The sequence below is a fragment of the Pseudomonas sp. PDM31 genome (assembly GCF_019218965.1).
Lineage (GTDB): Bacteria > Pseudomonadota > Gammaproteobacteria > Pseudomonadales > Pseudomonadaceae > Aquipseudomonas.
Map to the genome: position 1 here is coordinate 81956 of NZ_JAHUWS010000003.1, position 15911 is coordinate 97866.

Annotated in this window: 12 protein-coding genes; 6 read left to right on the plus strand and 6 right to left on the minus strand. The window is 58.7% G+C overall.

Annotated features, from left to right (window positions below):
• Positions 1-147: 147 nt before the first annotated feature.
• From KW839_RS06865 to KW839_RS06880, 4 genes are all read right to left on the minus strand, one after another.
• Positions 148-1326 carry a PLP-dependent aspartate aminotransferase family protein gene (locus tag KW839_RS06865; protein WP_218423813.1) on the minus strand — a complete coding sequence of 393 codons (1179 nt, stop codon included), beginning with the start codon at positions 1324-1326 and terminating at the stop codon, positions 148-150.
• Positions 1323-2699 (minus strand): pyridoxal-phosphate dependent enzyme, encoded by a 1377-nt coding sequence (locus KW839_RS06870; protein ID WP_218423814.1) that lies wholly within the window; start codon positions 2697-2699, stop codon positions 1323-1325. Before KW839_RS06870 ends, KW839_RS06865 begins: the two co-directional genes overlap by 4 nt.
• Positions 2700-3455: 756 nt before the next feature.
• Positions 3456-4415, minus strand: a complete 960-nt coding sequence (locus KW839_RS06875) for an HlyD family secretion protein (RefSeq protein WP_218423815.1) — start codon at positions 4413-4415, stop codon at positions 3456-3458.
• Positions 4416-4418: 3 nt separating this feature from the next.
• Positions 4419-4790, minus strand: a complete 372-nt coding sequence (locus tag KW839_RS06880; RefSeq protein ID WP_218423816.1) for a DUF3302 domain-containing protein — start codon at positions 4788-4790, stop codon at positions 4419-4421.
• Between the two features lie 160 nt (positions 4791-4950).
• Between KW839_RS06880 and KW839_RS06885 the strand changes: the two genes are divergently transcribed.
• On the plus strand, positions 4951-5160 hold the full coding sequence (locus tag KW839_RS06885) for a hypothetical protein (RefSeq protein ID WP_256352553.1): 210 nt from the start codon (positions 4951-4953) through the stop codon (positions 5158-5160).
• Between the two features lie 157 nt (positions 5161-5317).
• Positions 5318-6412 (plus strand): sterol desaturase family protein, encoded by a 1095-nt coding sequence (locus tag KW839_RS06890; protein WP_218423817.1) that lies wholly within the window; start codon positions 5318-5320, stop codon positions 6410-6412.
• A gap of 391 nt (positions 6413-6803) precedes the next feature.
• On the opposite strand, the gene KW839_RS06895 is transcribed toward KW839_RS06890, so the two are convergent.
• The gene (locus tag KW839_RS06895) at positions 6804-7769 is read right to left on the minus strand and encodes an endonuclease (protein WP_218423818.1); all 966 of its coding nucleotides are present in this window, start codon (positions 7767-7769) and stop codon (positions 6804-6806) included.
• Positions 7770-8127: 358 nt separating this feature from the next.
• On the opposite strand from KW839_RS06895, the gene KW839_RS06900 reads away from it, so the two are divergent.
• A complete protein-coding gene (locus KW839_RS06900) occupies positions 8128-10035 on the plus strand; it encodes a potassium transporter Kup (protein WP_218423819.1) in 1908 nt (635 codons plus the stop codon).
• A 297-nt stretch (positions 10036-10332) separates the two neighbouring features.
• On the opposite strand, the gene KW839_RS06905 is transcribed toward KW839_RS06900, so the two are convergent.
• Entirely contained in the window at positions 10333-11322 is a 990-nt protein-coding gene (locus KW839_RS06905) for an alpha/beta hydrolase (RefSeq protein ID WP_218423820.1), read from the minus strand.
• Between the two features lie 718 nt (positions 11323-12040).
• Here KW839_RS06905 and KW839_RS06910 point away from each other — a divergent pair.
• The 3 genes from KW839_RS06910 to KW839_RS06920 all read left to right on the plus strand — a co-directional run bounded on the left by KW839_RS06910 (position 12041) and on the right by KW839_RS06920 (position 15860).
• Complete coding sequence (locus tag KW839_RS06910; RefSeq protein WP_218423821.1) at positions 12041-13291, plus strand: OprD family outer membrane porin; 1251 nt, start codon at positions 12041-12043, stop codon at positions 13289-13291.
• A gap of 160 nt (positions 13292-13451) precedes the next feature.
• Positions 13452-14807 (plus strand): MFS transporter, encoded by a 1356-nt coding sequence (locus KW839_RS06915; protein ID WP_218423822.1) that lies wholly within the window; start codon positions 13452-13454, stop codon positions 14805-14807.
• 78 nt (positions 14808-14885) lie between these two features.
• Positions 14886-15860 (plus strand): AraC family transcriptional regulator, encoded by a 975-nt coding sequence (locus KW839_RS06920; protein WP_060541735.1) that lies wholly within the window; start codon positions 14886-14888, stop codon positions 15858-15860.
• Positions 15861-15911 lie beyond the last annotated feature (51 nt).

Below are 15911 nucleotides of genomic sequence, written 5' to 3' on the forward strand. Positions count from 1 at the left end.
ATAGAGGCATTGCGCGCGATCCTGTAGGAGCGAGCATGCTCGCGATGGACGTCAACGATGACGCGGGCATCCTGAATGCCCGTGGCGCTCTCCGGTTTTTCGCGAGCGTGCTCGCTCCTACAGGGTGTCCCGTTAGTCGGGGGGGGCTTACATATTCGCCAGCGCCTGCGCCAAATCAGCCCGCAAGTCTTCCACGTCCTCGACTCCAACTGATAAACGCACCAGCCCGTCGCCGATCCCTAACTGCGCACGGGTGGCAACAGGGATGGTGGCATGGGTCATGATCGCCGGGTGTTCGATCAGGCTTTCCACGCCGCCCAGGCTCTCGGCCAAAGCGAAGATCTGCACGCTCTCAAGGAAGCGTTTGGCGCCTGCCAGATCGCTGTTAAGGTCGAGGGCGATCATTCCGCCGAACCCGCGCATTTGCCGGCAAGCCAATTCGTGCTGCGGGTGCGAGGGCAGACCGGGGTAGTAGACCCTGGAGACTTGTGGCTGACGCTCCAGCCATTGCGCCAGCTCCAGGGCGTTGCTGCAGTGGCGTTCCATACGCAGGGCCAGAGTCTTCACGCCGCGCAGGGTGAGGAAGGCGTCGAACGGCCCGGCGATCGCCCCCACGGCGTTTTGCAGGAAACCCAGGCGCTCGGCCAGCTCGGCATTTTGCCCGACCACGGCGATGCCGCCGATCACGTCGGAGTGGCCATTGAGGTACTTGGTGGTCGAGTGCAACACGATGTCAAAACCCAGCTCCAGCGGGCGCTGGATGTACGGACTGGCGAAGGTATTGTCGGCTACGCAAATGATCCCGCGTGAGCGGCAGATGCGAGCGAGGGCGGCCAGATCGCAAAGGCGCAGCAGGGGATTGCTCGGCGTCTCGACCATGACCATTCGCGTGTCGTCTTCCAGCGCTGCCTCGAAGGCGGACAGATCCGTCAGGTCGACGAAGCTGAAACGGTGCCCGGCGCTGCGCTGGCGCACCTTGTCGAACAGGCGGAAGGTGCCACCGTACAAGTCATTACCGGAGACGACGTGCGAGCCGGCGTCGAGCAGTTCGAGCACGGTGGAAATAGTCGCCAGTCCCGACGCAAAGGCAAAGGCCTGGGTACCGCCTTCGAGGTCCGCGACGCAACGCTCCAGGGCCCAGCGCGTCGGGTTGTGCGAGCGTCCGTAGTCAAGGCCCTTGTGCACGCCGGGGCTCTGTTGCAGGTAGGTGGAGTTGGCGTAGATCGGCGGCATCAAGGCCCCGGTGGACGGGTCCGGTGCTTGCCCGGCATGGATCACCCGGGTCGCGAAGCCCTGTGGCCGGGAGTTTTTGTCCTGTTGACTCATGGCAGGGATCTCCGCAAGTGATTAAGCATGTCGGTTCGGGTAATCAGTCCGTGAAAACCCGAGGCATCCTTGATGATCGCCACCAGGCCTCGGCCCAGTTCAGCCTCCAGTTCCGCCAGGGTGGCGTCGGGGGCCAAGGTCTGCAGTTTGTCGGTCATGGCGCTGGCCACGGTCTTGCGAAAGTGCGCCGCGTCTTCGTGCACCCCGAGCAGAATGTCGGATTCGTCGATGACCCCGACCAGTTGCTGCCCGCCCACCAGCACCGGCAGTTGCGAGACGTCCGCCAGGCGCATGCGCTGGAACGCGGTGAGCAGCGTGTCGTCGGGGCCGACGCTGATCACCCGGCCATCCTCGAAACGCCGCGCGACCAGGTCGCGCAGGTCGCCGTAATGCTTGCGTTGCAACAAGCCCTGGTCGTTCATCCACTGGTCGTTGTAGACCTTGGACAGGTAACGGGTACCGGTGTCGCAGACGAAGCTGACCACCCGTTTCGGCTCGGTTTGCTCGCGGCAGTAACGCAAGGCCGCCGCCAGCAATGTCCCGGTCGAAGAACCACCGAGAATGCCTTCGGCGCGCAGCAACTGGCGGGCGTGATCGAAGCTTTCTTCATCGCTGATCGAATAGGCGTGACGCACGCTGGAAAGGTCGGCAATCGATGGAATGAAGTCTTCGCCAATGCCTTCCACCGCCCATGAACCGGGGGTGGGGAGGGTGCCGCTGCGGCTGTATTCGGCCATCACCGAACCGATCGGGTCGGCCAGGATCATTTCCAGGTCCGGTTGTACCCGTTTGAAGAAGCGGGTCAGGCCGGTGAGGGTGCCGGCTGACCCGACGCCGACGACGATGGCATCCAGGTCATGCTGGGTCTGTGCCCAGATCTCCGGCGCGGTGCTGCACTCATGGGCCAGCGGGTTGGCGGGGTTGTTGAACTGGTCGGCGAAGAAGGCATCGGGAATGTCCTGCGCCAACCGTGCGGCGACGTCCTGGTAATACTCCGGATGGCCTTTGCCGACATCGGAACGGGTGATGTGCACCTCGGCGCCCATTGCCTTGAGGTGCAGGACTTTTTCCGTGGACATCTTGTCCGGCACCACCAGTACCACCCGGTAGCCTTTGGCCCGGCCGACCAGCGCCAGGCCCAGGCCCGTGTTGCCGGCGGTGGCCTCGACAATGGTGCCACCGGGGCGCAGCCGGCCATCGCGCTCGGCGGCGTCGATCATCGCCAGACCGATGCGGTCCTTGATCGAACCACCGGGGTTCTGGGATTCGAGCTTGAGAAACAGTGTGCAGGGGCCGGTATCGAAACGGCTGACGCGCACCAGTGGCGTGTTGCCGATCAGTTCGAGCACGGCGGGGCGGGAATTGCCTGGCATGTCATCTCCTCCTTGCGTAGCTCCTGATGTAGCTGTGCTGCGAATGAACAGCGACCTGCGATAAGCATCGAGTACTCGTCACAGGCAAGGGTTCGTTTGGACCATAGGCCGGGATCGGGTCACCCGCAACCTTGTGCAGCCAGCCGGTAGGCTCGTCGCTTTTTCCTCCGGAACGAGGGTGCAAGTCGGCCAGGCCGTTTGTCGGATGTATGGTTATGCCCAGAAGAGGGCTCGGTGGATAAGCCGCCAAACGGCGTGCAGCGGGGCGCAAGCGGGTTGGACGGTAGCCCGTCATCAAGTCCCGGCACACATGGAACTGATAAAAATTGCAGGCGTCAAAGCTTTACGGGCGGTTCGGCGTGGTGATGGTCACGGGGTCGAATTGGAACCCCAGGATTTAAAGGCGGGAGGTTGGTGATGGTCATGGCGAGATTGACGATGATCAAGTTCTTTGCGGCTTACCTGGCCGCATGTGTCCTCCTGCAATGGGTCGTGGGCCAGGCGTCTCCCTGGATTGCCTCGCACCTTCTGCTGCCCTGGATTCTTTAGCGCAGCGCTGAATATCAAAAAATATCCGCACCTCTCGAATGCATTCAACCCAATGCACGCGGGGAACCATTCCCCGCGTTGCACTTCATGTCTGTGCCAATCGCTGAGTTAACCTGCAACGACCCGTTCAACGGCGTGATCGGGCCGGCTCCTTTGAACCGGCCTTTGTATCAATCCTTTGAACGTCACGCCGCCATCATCCAGCGATTAATGGAATGGGAAGATGTAGTTCATCCAGGCCGCCATGCGCAGGAGGATTTTGCGCATCATGGCAATGTGGGTGAAATGCTGGCTGTAGAGCGCCGCCTGGCCGTAGGCACCGCCGGGCATCAGCTTGGCATACGGGGCGAAATCGGGGTCGGTGATTTCAATGATCACCGGAACCCGACCGGCCGGTGGTGAGCCGGTAAAGCTGATGAGCGAGCCGGAAGGTTGGACCTGACCTTCGGCGATGACTTCAAGGACGCTTTTGACCTTGCCCTCGAAAACCTTACCCGGAATGCCGTCGAAAGCGACTTCGGCCTCATCGCCGACCGTCAGGCGCAGCAGGCTGTTCTGGCGCATCCACGCCGCGAAATATTGGCCTTCATCGGGGATGAACACCATCGAGGGGCGTAGCGGGAACTTCGTCGCCATCATGCCCGGACGCAACGACACATGGGTGACGAAGCCTTTGCTCGGTGCGCGCACCGTCGTGTTGTCGAGTTCGTACTGCGCGCCGTCGAGTTGCGCCTGCAGGTCATCGGTACGGGAAACGACGACATCCAGTTCCCGTTGGGTGGCGAAATTACGCTTGATCAGTTCGCTGATTCGGGCGCGGTCGGCTTTGGCAACCAGCAGTTGGGCCTTGAGCGACTTCACTCGATACTCGAAGGGGGCCGGGTCGATCCGAAACAGCACATCGCCCTTTTCCAGGCGTTCGTTGCCCTGGACCGGCACGTCGATCACCTGGCCTGTGACCACGGGAATCACCGGGACGGAGACGAAATACGAACGTGCAACCTCCGAGTAGGGATGGTTGTAGTTCATCACGAAAATCATCGCGCCAACGATCAGGATCCCGCCCAATACAGCGGTGGGGACCGTCCATTTGTTCAAGGGGATGCGGAAGATCTTGAAGATTGCAACGCAGATGGCGGTGTAAGTCAGTACCAGTAAAAGATCCATGGGTCAGATTCCCTCGCCACTGTTGTCGGTCGGCAACCTGTGCTGCGCCGTTCCTGTCGCTGCCTCCAGGTGCGCGACGCGGCTTTGCAGTTCTGCGACTTGTTGTTCCAGATGCACAACATGGGCGTGCCCTGATTTTCCATCACTGAACCCCCAGCCCCGGTCTTCCCGGTATGCCATCGCCCAGATCCATAGGAACGGCCACAGCGCATGCAGGGTAAACAGGCTGACCCAGCCCGTGGCGTGAATCGCATCCTGGTGCGGATGATTGCGGTGGACCGCAATTTCATAAGGAATGTCGTGGAGCAGGATAATCCCGTAGAACAGGACAAGTCCGACAAAGAACAACAGCCCCAACGCGAAGTAATCAAGCATCAATTGTCTCTCTGTGAATCAGTTGGCGTACTCGCTCCAGTGTAGCCGCTCAATCTACACTTGAAGAGCCGGTATCGGCGGATGAGCCGGACGGTACTCAACGAGCAGGACATGGAGAGGGTGGGCAATGCAAAATAATTAAAAACAGAAGCGGGCCCCGGTGCTTGATCCAGTCGAGCACATTACAGAAGTTGTATTCGGCCTGTTAATGGCCATGACGTTCACCGGAACCATCAGTGTGGCGACGGCAGACCAGGCAGCGCAAGAGCGCACGATGATGATTGCCGCGCTCGGCGGTAACCTTGCCTGGGGCTGGCGGACGCTGTCATGTATCTGTCATCGCCGGCTGGATGATGGCCAAATACGCTAACGCCAAACCTTGGCAGGGCGGGGTGGCCCTGGCGCTCACAGGTAGCGTGCTGATCGTCGCCATCATCGCGCTCGGTGGCTAGAGATTTTCACCCGGCAGCACATTGAGTATTCATTCTCATTTACAATGCCCTTCCACTTACGCAGGGCAGTCGGGTATGGATGTGCTCGCCGATCTACATCGTTTCCTGATCAGGTGGGTGATCGAGCCGGTCACCCACCAGTTTCTTGGCATCTTCGATGTCAATGGGCGCCTGGGAGTGGTCTTTCTCTGCGTTTCCTACGGCGTCGCCTATGGCCTGTTTCGATTCAGAACGTCTCGCGGATTGACCGGGGCGCACTCCTTCGGGCAGTTCCTCGGCGGGCGGCGGGTTTACCTGCACCGCTCGGCGCTGCTCGATTACCGCTACTACTTCGTGCTCGCCATCCTGAAAGTGGCGCTGGTGCTGCCGATTGTCGGGCTGGTTGATCCCTATGTGCTGCGTTCAGCGGACTACATCAGATTTTTCTCCAACCTGTGGGGCGCGCGCGCACAAGTGGGGGAGAATCTCGGGCTTTCCCTGCTCTACGGCCTGGGCGTGTTCCTGGTCAAGGATTTCGCTCATTACTGGAACCACCGGGCCTTTCATTCGCGCTATTTGTGGGCATTTCACAAAGTCCATCATTCGGCGCCCGTGCTGGTGCCGGCTACGGCAAGCCGGGTGCATTTTCTTGAAGAACTCGTCGAAAAGCTGGTGGATATCATCTGCCTGGGCCTCTATGCCGGAGTCTTCTGGTACGCCTGTGGCGGCGAGGTCAGCCGCTATACCCTGTTTGGCGTGACGTGGATTGTGTTCATCTTCAACGGTCTGGCGGCCAACCTGCGGCATAGCCATGTGTGGTTTTCATTCGGGCCGGTGATCGAGCGGGTGCTGAGCAGTCCCGCGCAGCATCAGATTCACCACAGCGATGCGCCGCGGCATTTCAACAAGAACTTCGGTATCAACCTGTCACTGTGGGACTGGATGTTCGGCACGCTCTATGTCACCCGGTCGACCCCGGAAGCAATCCGCTTCGGCACTGGTGAGCAGGATCACGAGCGTTACCTGACGCTTCACGGCCTGGTCATCACGCCCTTTGTCGACGTTGCCCGCAAGTTTTTTCCCCCCAGACGCCCGCAATCGAACTTGACCGAGCCTGGACGAAGCCTGTCTGATCCGTATTTTCCTGCGCAATCTGCATCTGTAACGAAAACAGTCACCGGCCCACAATAAGTCATCGGCAGGGTCATCCGCCCGGCGCACAACAGCGCAGTACGACCCTGTACAGCAACTTCATGAGCTGGGAGGCCATATGGCCAGAATGACGCTTTTTCTCGGTGGTTTTCTGCTGTTGACCATTTTGATCGGGGCACTGGCGACCATTCCTCCGGGGTGAAGAGGGCGCCGAAGAATGCGAGCGATTGGGTGCTGATCGAGTCGCCCGAACGCAACTTAATGCGCACAGGTTCACCTTGACCGGGGTCCTGCCAGACTCCGTTACCGCGGCGGACTTCGTCTTTGCCTGAGTGATCGGCCCATGCTCACGCCTGGCGAGGGCGTGAGCATGCCGAGGAAGCTTCAGCGACGCTAATCGTCAAAGCGGCTCCATCAACTCCACCTGTTGCTACTTGCAGTTGCCGGCCTTACGAAATCCGGCGGCCTGGGCGGCAGCTTCAGAGTCAAAAGTTATCTGGTTTTTTTCCGACACTTGAGCATAACCAGGGCAACCGATTGAGAGGTGATACACCTGGCTCTTGCGGTTGCCAATGATCAAGCCTGCCCCGGTCGCTTTCGCCAGGGTTGGCTGGGCCGTTACTGGCACGGGTTTCCCGGCAATGGCGCTGACGGTTCCATCACCCGCCGCCTTGTATCCTTGCGTCCATTGACGGTCACCCGTCACGAAAGGGTTGGAGTGCCCCATGATTGAGGCAATGCGACTATCGCGCACTTTCTCCCAGGCCGAGACCGGGTACTGCTTGTCCCAGGCCATCAGTAGTTGTTGCTGCTGACGTGACATGTTCAGATTGTATCGATCGAACATGTAAAAGGTCGTCCTCGCGACCAGGCCTTTGACCTCGTCACGGGGTTCGGCGGCTCGTTGATCAAAATCAACCCGGGTCTTGCATTGCCCATACTGCGGCGCTACGCCGGGGGTCATTGCGTAGTTGAAATTACTACGGTCGCCGTTCACTTCCCCAACAGACGGGTAGAGATTGAACAGGTCCGCTTCCATGGCTCGGAAGACCGGATCGTCGTCCACGCAGTGCTCTCGACCGCCGTTCTTCCAGCACTGGCGTTGGTTACCGAATGTCCAGGCAGGAACTATATGTTCCCACTCAGTCCGCTCGGCGCGGTTTTGCTGTTTTCTGGTTTGATAGCCGCAAGACTCAGGGTCAATACGGCCACCCGACTTGCCTACCCATGTCCACTTGCAACCGCAGTACAACTCGCCAAGGGCACTGTTCGCCTGGTCGAGGTAGATTTTCTGTTTTGCTATGACCTTGGCTTCGGAAAAGTTCGACGGAGGGCTTGAGAAGGCGGGGGTGATTACCGAGAGCACCAGCGCTACTACGGACAGCAGTTTTTTCATTGGAAAACATTGGCTTATGAAGAGGGCGCGCATTATACCCACGATCTGCGCGCATGCCGCTGGAAAGCGCGTATCCAGGACGTTGCCACTGAGCCTGGTGTTGAGTGAAACGAGGCGTTTCACCGCCGACCGCCATCCATGCAATCACCATCCAGTGCGCATCGGCATGACTTGTCGGAGCCAGGCTTGAGGCGAGCCGTTAATTTTTTACGCTTTTTTTACGATAAGCGGTTTGGTCCGCAACGATACTGGCCGCGATTTTATTAATCGGCCAAGCGTTTGCATCCCTGATGACGCTGGCAACGTATTGCCCAAGGATGGCATGCACCTCTTTCCCGCAATTTGAGAGAAGCGACCCTTGAGTGAAACAGCGACCCGTGCACATTCAGATTCCCAATCCCAATCCAAGGCGTCAGGAGTGGGCTTGCTCGTCGCCGCCGTCGGAGTGGTTTACGGGGACATTGGCACCAGCCCCCTCTACACGCTCAAGGAAGTATTTTCCGGCCACTACGGCGTTCAGGTAAATCACGACGGAGTGCTGGGCATTCTATCGTTGATCTTTTGGTCACTGATCTGGGTGGTCTCGATCAAATACGTGCTGTTCATCCTGCGTGCCAACAACCAGGGCGAAGGCGGCATCATGGCGTTGACGGCGCTAGCGCGCCGCGCGGCCGCACCTTATCCGCATATGAGCAAGGTTCTGGTACTGCTTGGCCTGTTCGGTGCAGCACTTTTTTATGGGGACAGCATGATCACCCCGGCTATTTCTGTGCTCTCTGCGGTTGAAGGACTACAACTGGCGTTTGACGGAATAGAACACTGGGTCGTGCCCTTGTCGGTGATTGTGCTGGTGGCGCTGTTCTTGATACAGAAACATGGCACGGCTCGAATCGGCATCCTGTTTGGCCCCATCATGGTGCTGTGGTTTGTGGTGTTGGGTGCACTTGGTATCTACGGTATTTCGCTGCGTCCGGAAGTGCTGCAAGCACTGAACCCTGTATGGGCTGTGCAATTCTTCGTGGTTCATCCGGGAATGGGTGTGGCCATTTTGGGTGCTGTGGTGTTGGCATTGACCGGTGCAGAAGCGCTGTATGCCGACATGGGCCACTTTGGTCGCAAACCGATTGCGCGTGCCTGGTTCATCCTCGTGTTGCCGGGCCTGGTGCTCAATTACTTTGGCCAGGGGGCGTTGATCCTGGGCAACCCGGAGACTGTGCGTAACCCATTCTATTTGCTGGCACCCGACTGGGCGCTCTTGCCGATGGTTGCACTCTCCACACTGGCGACCATCATCGCTTCCCAAGCCGTGATTTCGGGCGCTTTCTCCCTGACTAGCCAGGCCATCCAGCTTGGGTATATCCCTCGCATGTTCATCCAGCACACCTCCAGCCATGAGCAGGGGCAGATCTACATCGGTACGGTTAACTGGGCGTTGATGGTGGGTGTCGTGCTGCTGGTGCTTGGTTTCGAGTCGTCCAGTGCTTTGGCTGCAGCTTATGGCGTCGCGGTGACGGGGACCATGCTGATCACAACAATCCTGTCCTCGGCTGTCGTCCTGCTCCTATGGAAAACACCGCGCTGGGTGGCCATTCCAATGTTGCTCGGATTTTTGCTGGTAGACAGCCTGTATTTCGCGGCCAACGCCGCAAAGATTTTTCAGGGCGGTGCGTTTCCGGTGATTGCCGGCATTGGTCTGTTCATTTTGATGACGACTTGGAAGCGGGGCAGAAAGATTATCGTTGAGCGGCTGGATGAAACTGCACTTCCTCTACCGCTGTTCATCGGCAGCATCCGTACGCAGCCTCCCCATCGCGTACAAGGCACGGCAGTGTTCCTTACGGCCAGGGCAGATGCTGTTCCTCATGCGCTGCTGCACAACCTGCTGCATAACCAGGTTTTGCATGAGCAAGTGGTGTTACTCACTGTGGTTTCCGAAGACAGCCCGCGCGTGGCTGCTGACCGGCGATTTGAGGTTGAAGCCTATGGCGAAGGTTTCTTTCGGGTTAGTCTGCACTTCGGATTTATGGAGGAGCCGGATGTTCCTCTGGCCCTGAGTCTGTGTCACTTGTCCGAGCTGGATTTCAGTCCGATGCGCACCACCTATTTCCTCAGCCGGGAGACGGTGATCCCGACCAAGCGCATCGGTATGGCCCGTTGGCGAGAAAGCCTGTTCGCGTTTTTGCTCAAGAACGCCAACAGCAACCTGAAGTACTTCAAGTTGCCGTTGAATCGGGTGATTGAGCTGGGTACACAGGTTGAGATGTAAAGAGTCATCGCGCATCCAGGGTGGCTTTTAGCGCTTGATGTGGGGCATTCGTGGTGGATGACCCACGCCTGCGAGGCTTGCCGGCGATGGCGGCGTGTCAGGCGCCAAGGATGGTGGATGTGAGGGCCTCATCGCTGGCAAGCCAGCTCATACAGGTTTCCATGGGGAATTCAACATCCGCGCATGGCACAAATCCCTTGTGGGAGCTGGCCTGCCGGCGATGGCGGCAGGTCAGACGCCGAGGATGGTGAATGTGAGGGCCTCATCGCGAACAAGCTTGCTCCTGCAAGATTGTTTTCAGCCAATCCAGGCGTCTATTCGAGCCGTTATCCAGTCCCTGCCGTAAGCAAGCACGCTATCTGCAATTGCCGTCGGAAAATGAATAAACCCGTGGGGACAGGAGGGTAGCAAGTGCACTTCGACAGGGGCAGATTTCATCCAGCGATCGGCTAATTGGAGTGTGTCATCTCTCAGGGGATCAAGTTCACCGGCAAACATGAGCGCTGGCGGGAAATCCGTGAAGTCGCCGTATAGCGGTGACAAAGGTGGCTGCCGGCGTTGCGCGTCAGTCAGGCCCGGCGTCAGCAGGCGAAAAGCTTCGACCATGCCCGGGCCGTCCAGCACCAGCGTTTGCGGGGGCGCCGCACGGACGCTTGGTGTTCCCGTCAAATCGTAGACGCCGTAATACAACAGCGCACCGCTGACCCGCTGCAGCAAGCCGGGCGATTGCTTTAACGCCAGCATCGTTGCCGCTGCAAGATGAGCCCCTGCCGATTCACCCACGACGATAACAGGAAGGTCTGCAAACTCTCGACAGTCGTCATCCAATAGCCAGCGAGCGGCACAAAGGCAGTCCTCCATCAGGCCTTGAACCGGAGTCGATACGGCAAGCCGGTAGTCGACCGAGACAACCGTAACGCTGCAGGTGTTCGCCATGGCAAGGTTAAAGTCGTCGTTCATCTGCGCATTGCCGATTACCCAGCCGCCCCCATGGAAATCAAGCACAACGCCCTTTGCTTTGCCTCTGGGCCGGATGATCCGAACGGGCACTTGGCCGCCGCCCGCACCCACTACCTTTGTTTCAGCCTTGAGCCCGTGCTTGAGCAATTTTCCCGCGCCGCCGATTTGACTGGCGCGCAACAGCGCCTGGATCACATGGGGGGTGATGCGGTTGCGGATTCGAAAGCGCGGTATCCAGGCGAGCTTTTTGTTGAAGTTGCGCACTTGCAGCAACTCCCGTTCGCCTACTGGCCATGGCGCTTTAATACCCGATTCGAAATTCGTCATCAGCGGTTATTACACCCCATGGATAAGTTCAGCGCTGCGGCTATACAAAGCCACCCAAGGTCGCGGGCCAGGAGGAAAACAAGAGAGATCATCTGTCCCTGGCTGGGATCAGCGGTCTGGGGTTCAAAGATCATGTCGACTTATTAACGGACGCCCAGTGAAGCGAAAAGTTTTGCTGGGGAGCGGACATTTCTTTGATTCTGCGCAGGTGAGTCCGGGCTCGGCAGCGGGCTGCGCAATTGGAGAATCTGCTGCGCAATCGGGGAGGTTGGCAGGTGGTGCAATGGCTAGTTTAGAGCGCACCGATCAGCATGAACTGGCTCCAGGAAGGCCTATGCAGCCCAGGCGTTGCCAACGCCCATCGTGGATTTCGACTAAGGGAAACCTTTAGCCGGCTTGGAGATTACCCCCCAACGAATGCTGTTCGTCTTGATATCGGCGCGACGCTGACTGGCATACCTTGCGTAGAAGGGAAGCGCGTCGTCGTAGCGGACTGTTGCATTGAGCCCGCCTGGCGTTTTACCCCATAACAACAAGAGGTCTGACAATGCTCCAACCCATGGTCCTTTACGTCCCTGATGCAATCCGTCTTTTGCTGTAGTTGTCTGCCGTGCACTTTTCCGGTCGCTGGATTGTTACATCGTCGCCCGGCGTTTTTCAGTTTGATTTCGCTCCTATAAATACAGTGCCCAAGCACATACAGATGTGGAGATGTCAGATGTATCAGGTAAAGCAATCTTGCCGTGGGCTCGGTATTGCCAGTGCGCTCGGAATAATCTGTTCGCCACTGGCAGCCTATGCCGATGTTATTGATGACAGTCACTTCAAAGTGGATACGCGTAACTTCTACTTGCACCGTAACTACACCAATACCAATGCGCCGGTTTCAGAAGTGCATAGCTGGTCTCAGGGTTTCGATGCGCAGTTTACCTCCGGTTACACCGACACAGCCCTGGCCATCGGCCTTGATGTGGATGCGCAATACGCCGTGCGCCTGGATTCGTCAGGCAACGATGGTTCGCTACCGTACAGCGTGAGCGATCAGCAGACGGCGGATGACTACAGTCGCGCCGGTGCCACCTTCAAGATGCGCTACAGCAAGACTGAATTGAAGGTCGGTGATCTGCGCCCACAATTGCCGGTGGCGTCCGATGACCCGAGTCGACAACTGGATACCATCTACCAGGGGGCCGTGGTCGAGTCCAGGGAAGTTGACGGATTGATGCTGACCGGGGGGCGTTTCTGGTCTGCCGCTACACGGGAGTCTTCCAACCACGAAAAACTCTACAAGTTTGGCTCCACTGATAACCTCGACAGTGATGGCCTGGACTTTGGTGGTGCTACTTACGACATTACCAAGAACCTGCAAGCCAGTTATTTCTATGGCGTGTTGCACGATATTTATCAGCAACACTATTTCGGCCTGATGCATATGGCCGACCTGGGCAATGGCTACAAACTAAAAACCGACTTGCGTTACTTCAATAACAATGAAGATGGCAGTGCATTGAACGGTGAAGTAGACAACCGCTCCTACGGAGCCTTGTTCACCTTGCTCAAGGGCGCCCACATGTTTGGCCTCAGTTACCAGCGCATGCTTGGTGACAGCGTGTTCCCGACCATGAACGGTTATATCCCGCAACCTTACCTGGTGCACTGGTCGTCCCTGGGGTTTGTCCGCCCGGATGAAAAGTCCTGGGGTGCACGCTACAGCTATGACTTTGCCGGGATGGGTATGCCGGGGCTGAAGTTCTACACCCGCTACATCAAGGGTACCCACTGGGATCGTGGCGCAAACTTGAGCGACAACCAGGAAAGCGAACGCTTTCTGGGGCTCAATTACGTGGTGCAGAGCGGGGCGCTGCAGGGCCTCGGGCTGGACCTGCGCAACATCGATGTAAAACAGAAGTACGGCTACGACTACAACGAATTCCGTGTCGCCACGACGTACACCTGGAAGTTCTGGTAAGCCCGGTCCACCCGGTGTTTGACCCCATAACAATAAGAGGCCTGAGCATGTTCGAACCCATTGTCCTTTACATCTGCCCTGCAACTTCCCAGTCGGTGCTCTGTGCACCGTCACCCGGCGCGCTGCGCGCATGAGCGGATTCCAAGAGGAGCAAACACTAATGAATGTCCAGGTCGATAACGCGGTCCTGCAGCACAAGAAAACCTATTTTTACGAGTGGTATGTGGTGGCCCTGTGCATGGTCGCCTACATCTTTTCGTTTGTGGACCGGCAGATCCTGGCGCTGATGATCGAGCCGATCAAAGCCGACCTGCAAATCAGCGACACCCAGTTCAGCTTGCTGCACGGGCTGGCGTTTTCCTTGTTCTACGCATTCATGGGCATGCCCATCGCCTACCTGGCCGACCGCTTCTCGCGACCGAAGATCATCGCCGTCGGCGTGGTTTTCTGGAGCCTGGCGACTGCCGCCTGCGGCATGAGCAAAAACTTCCTGCACATGTTCCTCGCGCGCATTGGCGTCGGCGTCGGCGAAGCGGCGCTGTCGCCCTCGGCCTACTCGATGTTCAGCGACATGTTTCCCAAGGAAAAACTTGGCCGGGCAGTCGGCATTTATTCGATCGGCTCGTTCGTGGGTGGCGGCCTGGCGTTCCTGGTGGGCGGCTATGTGATCGCGATGCTCAAGGATATGAACACCATCGAAGTCGCGGTTCTCGGTGCGATGAAGGCCTGGCAGCTGGCGTTTTTCATTGTCGGCCTGCCTGGCATCGTGGTCGGCCTGTTGATCTGGCTCACCGTGCGCGACCCGGCGCGCAAGGGTTTGCAGATTGATGCTTCGGGCCGCCCGAAGAAGGTCGCGCTGAGCGATGGCTTGCGCTTCCTCGGGCGCCACCGCGCCACCTTTGCCTGCCATTACCTGGGCTTTTCGTTCTACGCCATGGTGCTTTTCTGCATGATGAGCTGGAGCCCGGCGCTGTACATCCGCAAGTTCGGGATGACCCCGGTAGAGGCGGGTTACATGCTCGGCACCGTGCTGTTGCTGGCCAACACCGCCGGGGTGTTGTTCGGTGGCTGGCTCACCGATTATCTGGCCAAAAAAGGGCATCAGGATGCCGCGATGCGCACCGGGGTGATCGGTGCCCTCGGCATGGCAGTGCCGGCCGTACTGTTCCCGCAAGTCGATCAACTGTGGCTGTCGGTAGCCCTGTTGGTACCCGCGATGTTCTTTGCCTCGTTCCCGATGCCGGCGTCCACGGCGGCCATGCAGATCCTCGCGCCCAATCAGGTGCGCGCGCAGGTTTCGGCCGTGTTCCTGTTGATCAGCAATCTGCTGGGGCTGGGACTTGGCACTACGATGGTGGCGCTGTTGACCGACCGTTACTTCGGCTCGCCGGCAGCGGTGGGCTCGTCGATGTCGCTGGTGATTGCTGGCGCCTCGGTGTTAACCGTGCTTCTGCTATGGCGTGGTTGCCGTCGTTTCCGCGAAAGCTATGCCAGGGAATACCCTACCCTGGTGTGAGATGAATACGCCAGTACTTGGGCCTCGCTGCGTTTCCACGCAGCGGGGCCGCTCCGCTTCAGGTCAGGAGAGCCTCTGATGTTGAATGACGTACACCTGCTGGAACGCCACAGCCTGCTCAGCTCCGCCGATTACCGCGAGATCAAGGACAAGGTCAGCCAATACCTGTGCCCGCATAGCTTCAACGTACTGCGCGACAAGCCCATCCATACCCGGCTTAACGGCGTTTTTTTCGGCGATTCGGCGCTGCTCGACCTGAGTTATGGCGCGCCGGTGGAGATTACCATCGGCGACATTGCCGATCAGTACCTGTTCCGCATTACCTTGCAGGGGCATTGCGAGGTGGCCCACGGGCGGCGCAGCGCGGCGATGCAGTCGGGCTACCTGAGCGTGTCATCGCCATTCGCGCAAAGCCGCATCGTCACCGATGGGCAATGTCGCAACCTGATCCTGCGTGTCGACCGTGATGCCCTGGAGACGCAGTTGCAACGCCTGCTCGGCCGCAGCCTGCGCCAGTCGGTGATCTTTGATGTCAGCGTCGATCACCTGGGCGCCGGCGTCGTCAGCCTCTATCACACCCTGGATTACATTTGCCGGCTCTACGGCAGCGGCGTGGACGGATCGCGCCTGGCCAGCGGCCTGTCCGAATACCTGATGCAACTGCTGCTCACACAGTTACCGCATAACTACTCGGCGGACCTGTTGAGCGACTCGCGCGCACCGCTGCCGCACCACGTGAAAAAGGCCCGTGATTACATCGAGGAGCACCTCGACGAACCGATCAGCCTGGCGACGTTGAGCGAACTGTGTGGTGTCTCGGTGCGCACTCTGCAGAATGGCTTCAATCAGTTCCTCCAGCAGGCGCCGGTCGAGTACATCCGTGACCGTCGCCTGGCAGTGATCCATGAGTCGCTCAGGCAGGGCAGGGCCGGCGAAACCGTCACCGATATCCTGTTGCGTCATGGCATAAACAGCTTCGGGCATTTCTCCAGCGCCTATCGACAACGCTATGGTTGCCTGCCTTCGGACACCCTGCGGCGGCGCAAGCATTGAGACTGCTGCGCAATCGGTCATTCGGCTGCGTAATCGGATAAGTCCGCGGCG

What these genes read in the sequence shown, in the direction of transcription:
- KW839_RS06865 (WP_218423813.1), bottom strand. Translation starts at nt 1,326, where the DNA reads ATGAGTCAACAGGACAAAAACTCCCGGCCACAGGGCTTCGCGACCCGG.
- KW839_RS06870 (WP_218423814.1), bottom strand. Translation starts at nt 2,699, where the DNA reads ATGCCAGGCAATTCCCGCCCCGCCGTGCTCGAACTGATCGGCAACACG.
- KW839_RS06875 (WP_218423815.1), bottom strand. Translation starts at nt 4,415, where the DNA reads ATGGATCTTTTACTGGTACTGACTTACACCGCCATCTGCGTTGCAATC.
- KW839_RS06880 (WP_218423816.1), bottom strand. Translation starts at nt 4,790, where the DNA reads ATGCTTGATTACTTCGCGTTGGGGCTGTTGTTCTTTGTCGGACTTGTC.
- KW839_RS06890 (WP_218423817.1), top strand. Translation starts at nt 5,318, where the DNA reads ATGGATGTGCTCGCCGATCTACATCGTTTCCTGATCAGGTGGGTGATC.
- KW839_RS06895 (WP_218423818.1), bottom strand. Translation starts at nt 7,769, where the DNA reads ATGAAAAAACTGCTGTCCGTAGTAGCGCTGGTGCTCTCGGTAATCACC.
- KW839_RS06905 (WP_218423820.1), bottom strand. Translation starts at nt 11,322, where the DNA reads ATGACGAATTTCGAATCGGGTATTAAAGCGCCATGGCCAGTAGGCGAA.
- KW839_RS06910 (WP_218423821.1), top strand. Translation starts at nt 12,041, where the DNA reads ATGTATCAGGTAAAGCAATCTTGCCGTGGGCTCGGTATTGCCAGTGCG.
- KW839_RS06915 (WP_218423822.1), top strand. Translation starts at nt 13,452, where the DNA reads ATGAATGTCCAGGTCGATAACGCGGTCCTGCAGCACAAGAAAACCTAT.
- KW839_RS06920 (WP_060541735.1), top strand. Translation starts at nt 14,886, where the DNA reads ATGTTGAATGACGTACACCTGCTGGAACGCCACAGCCTGCTCAGCTCC.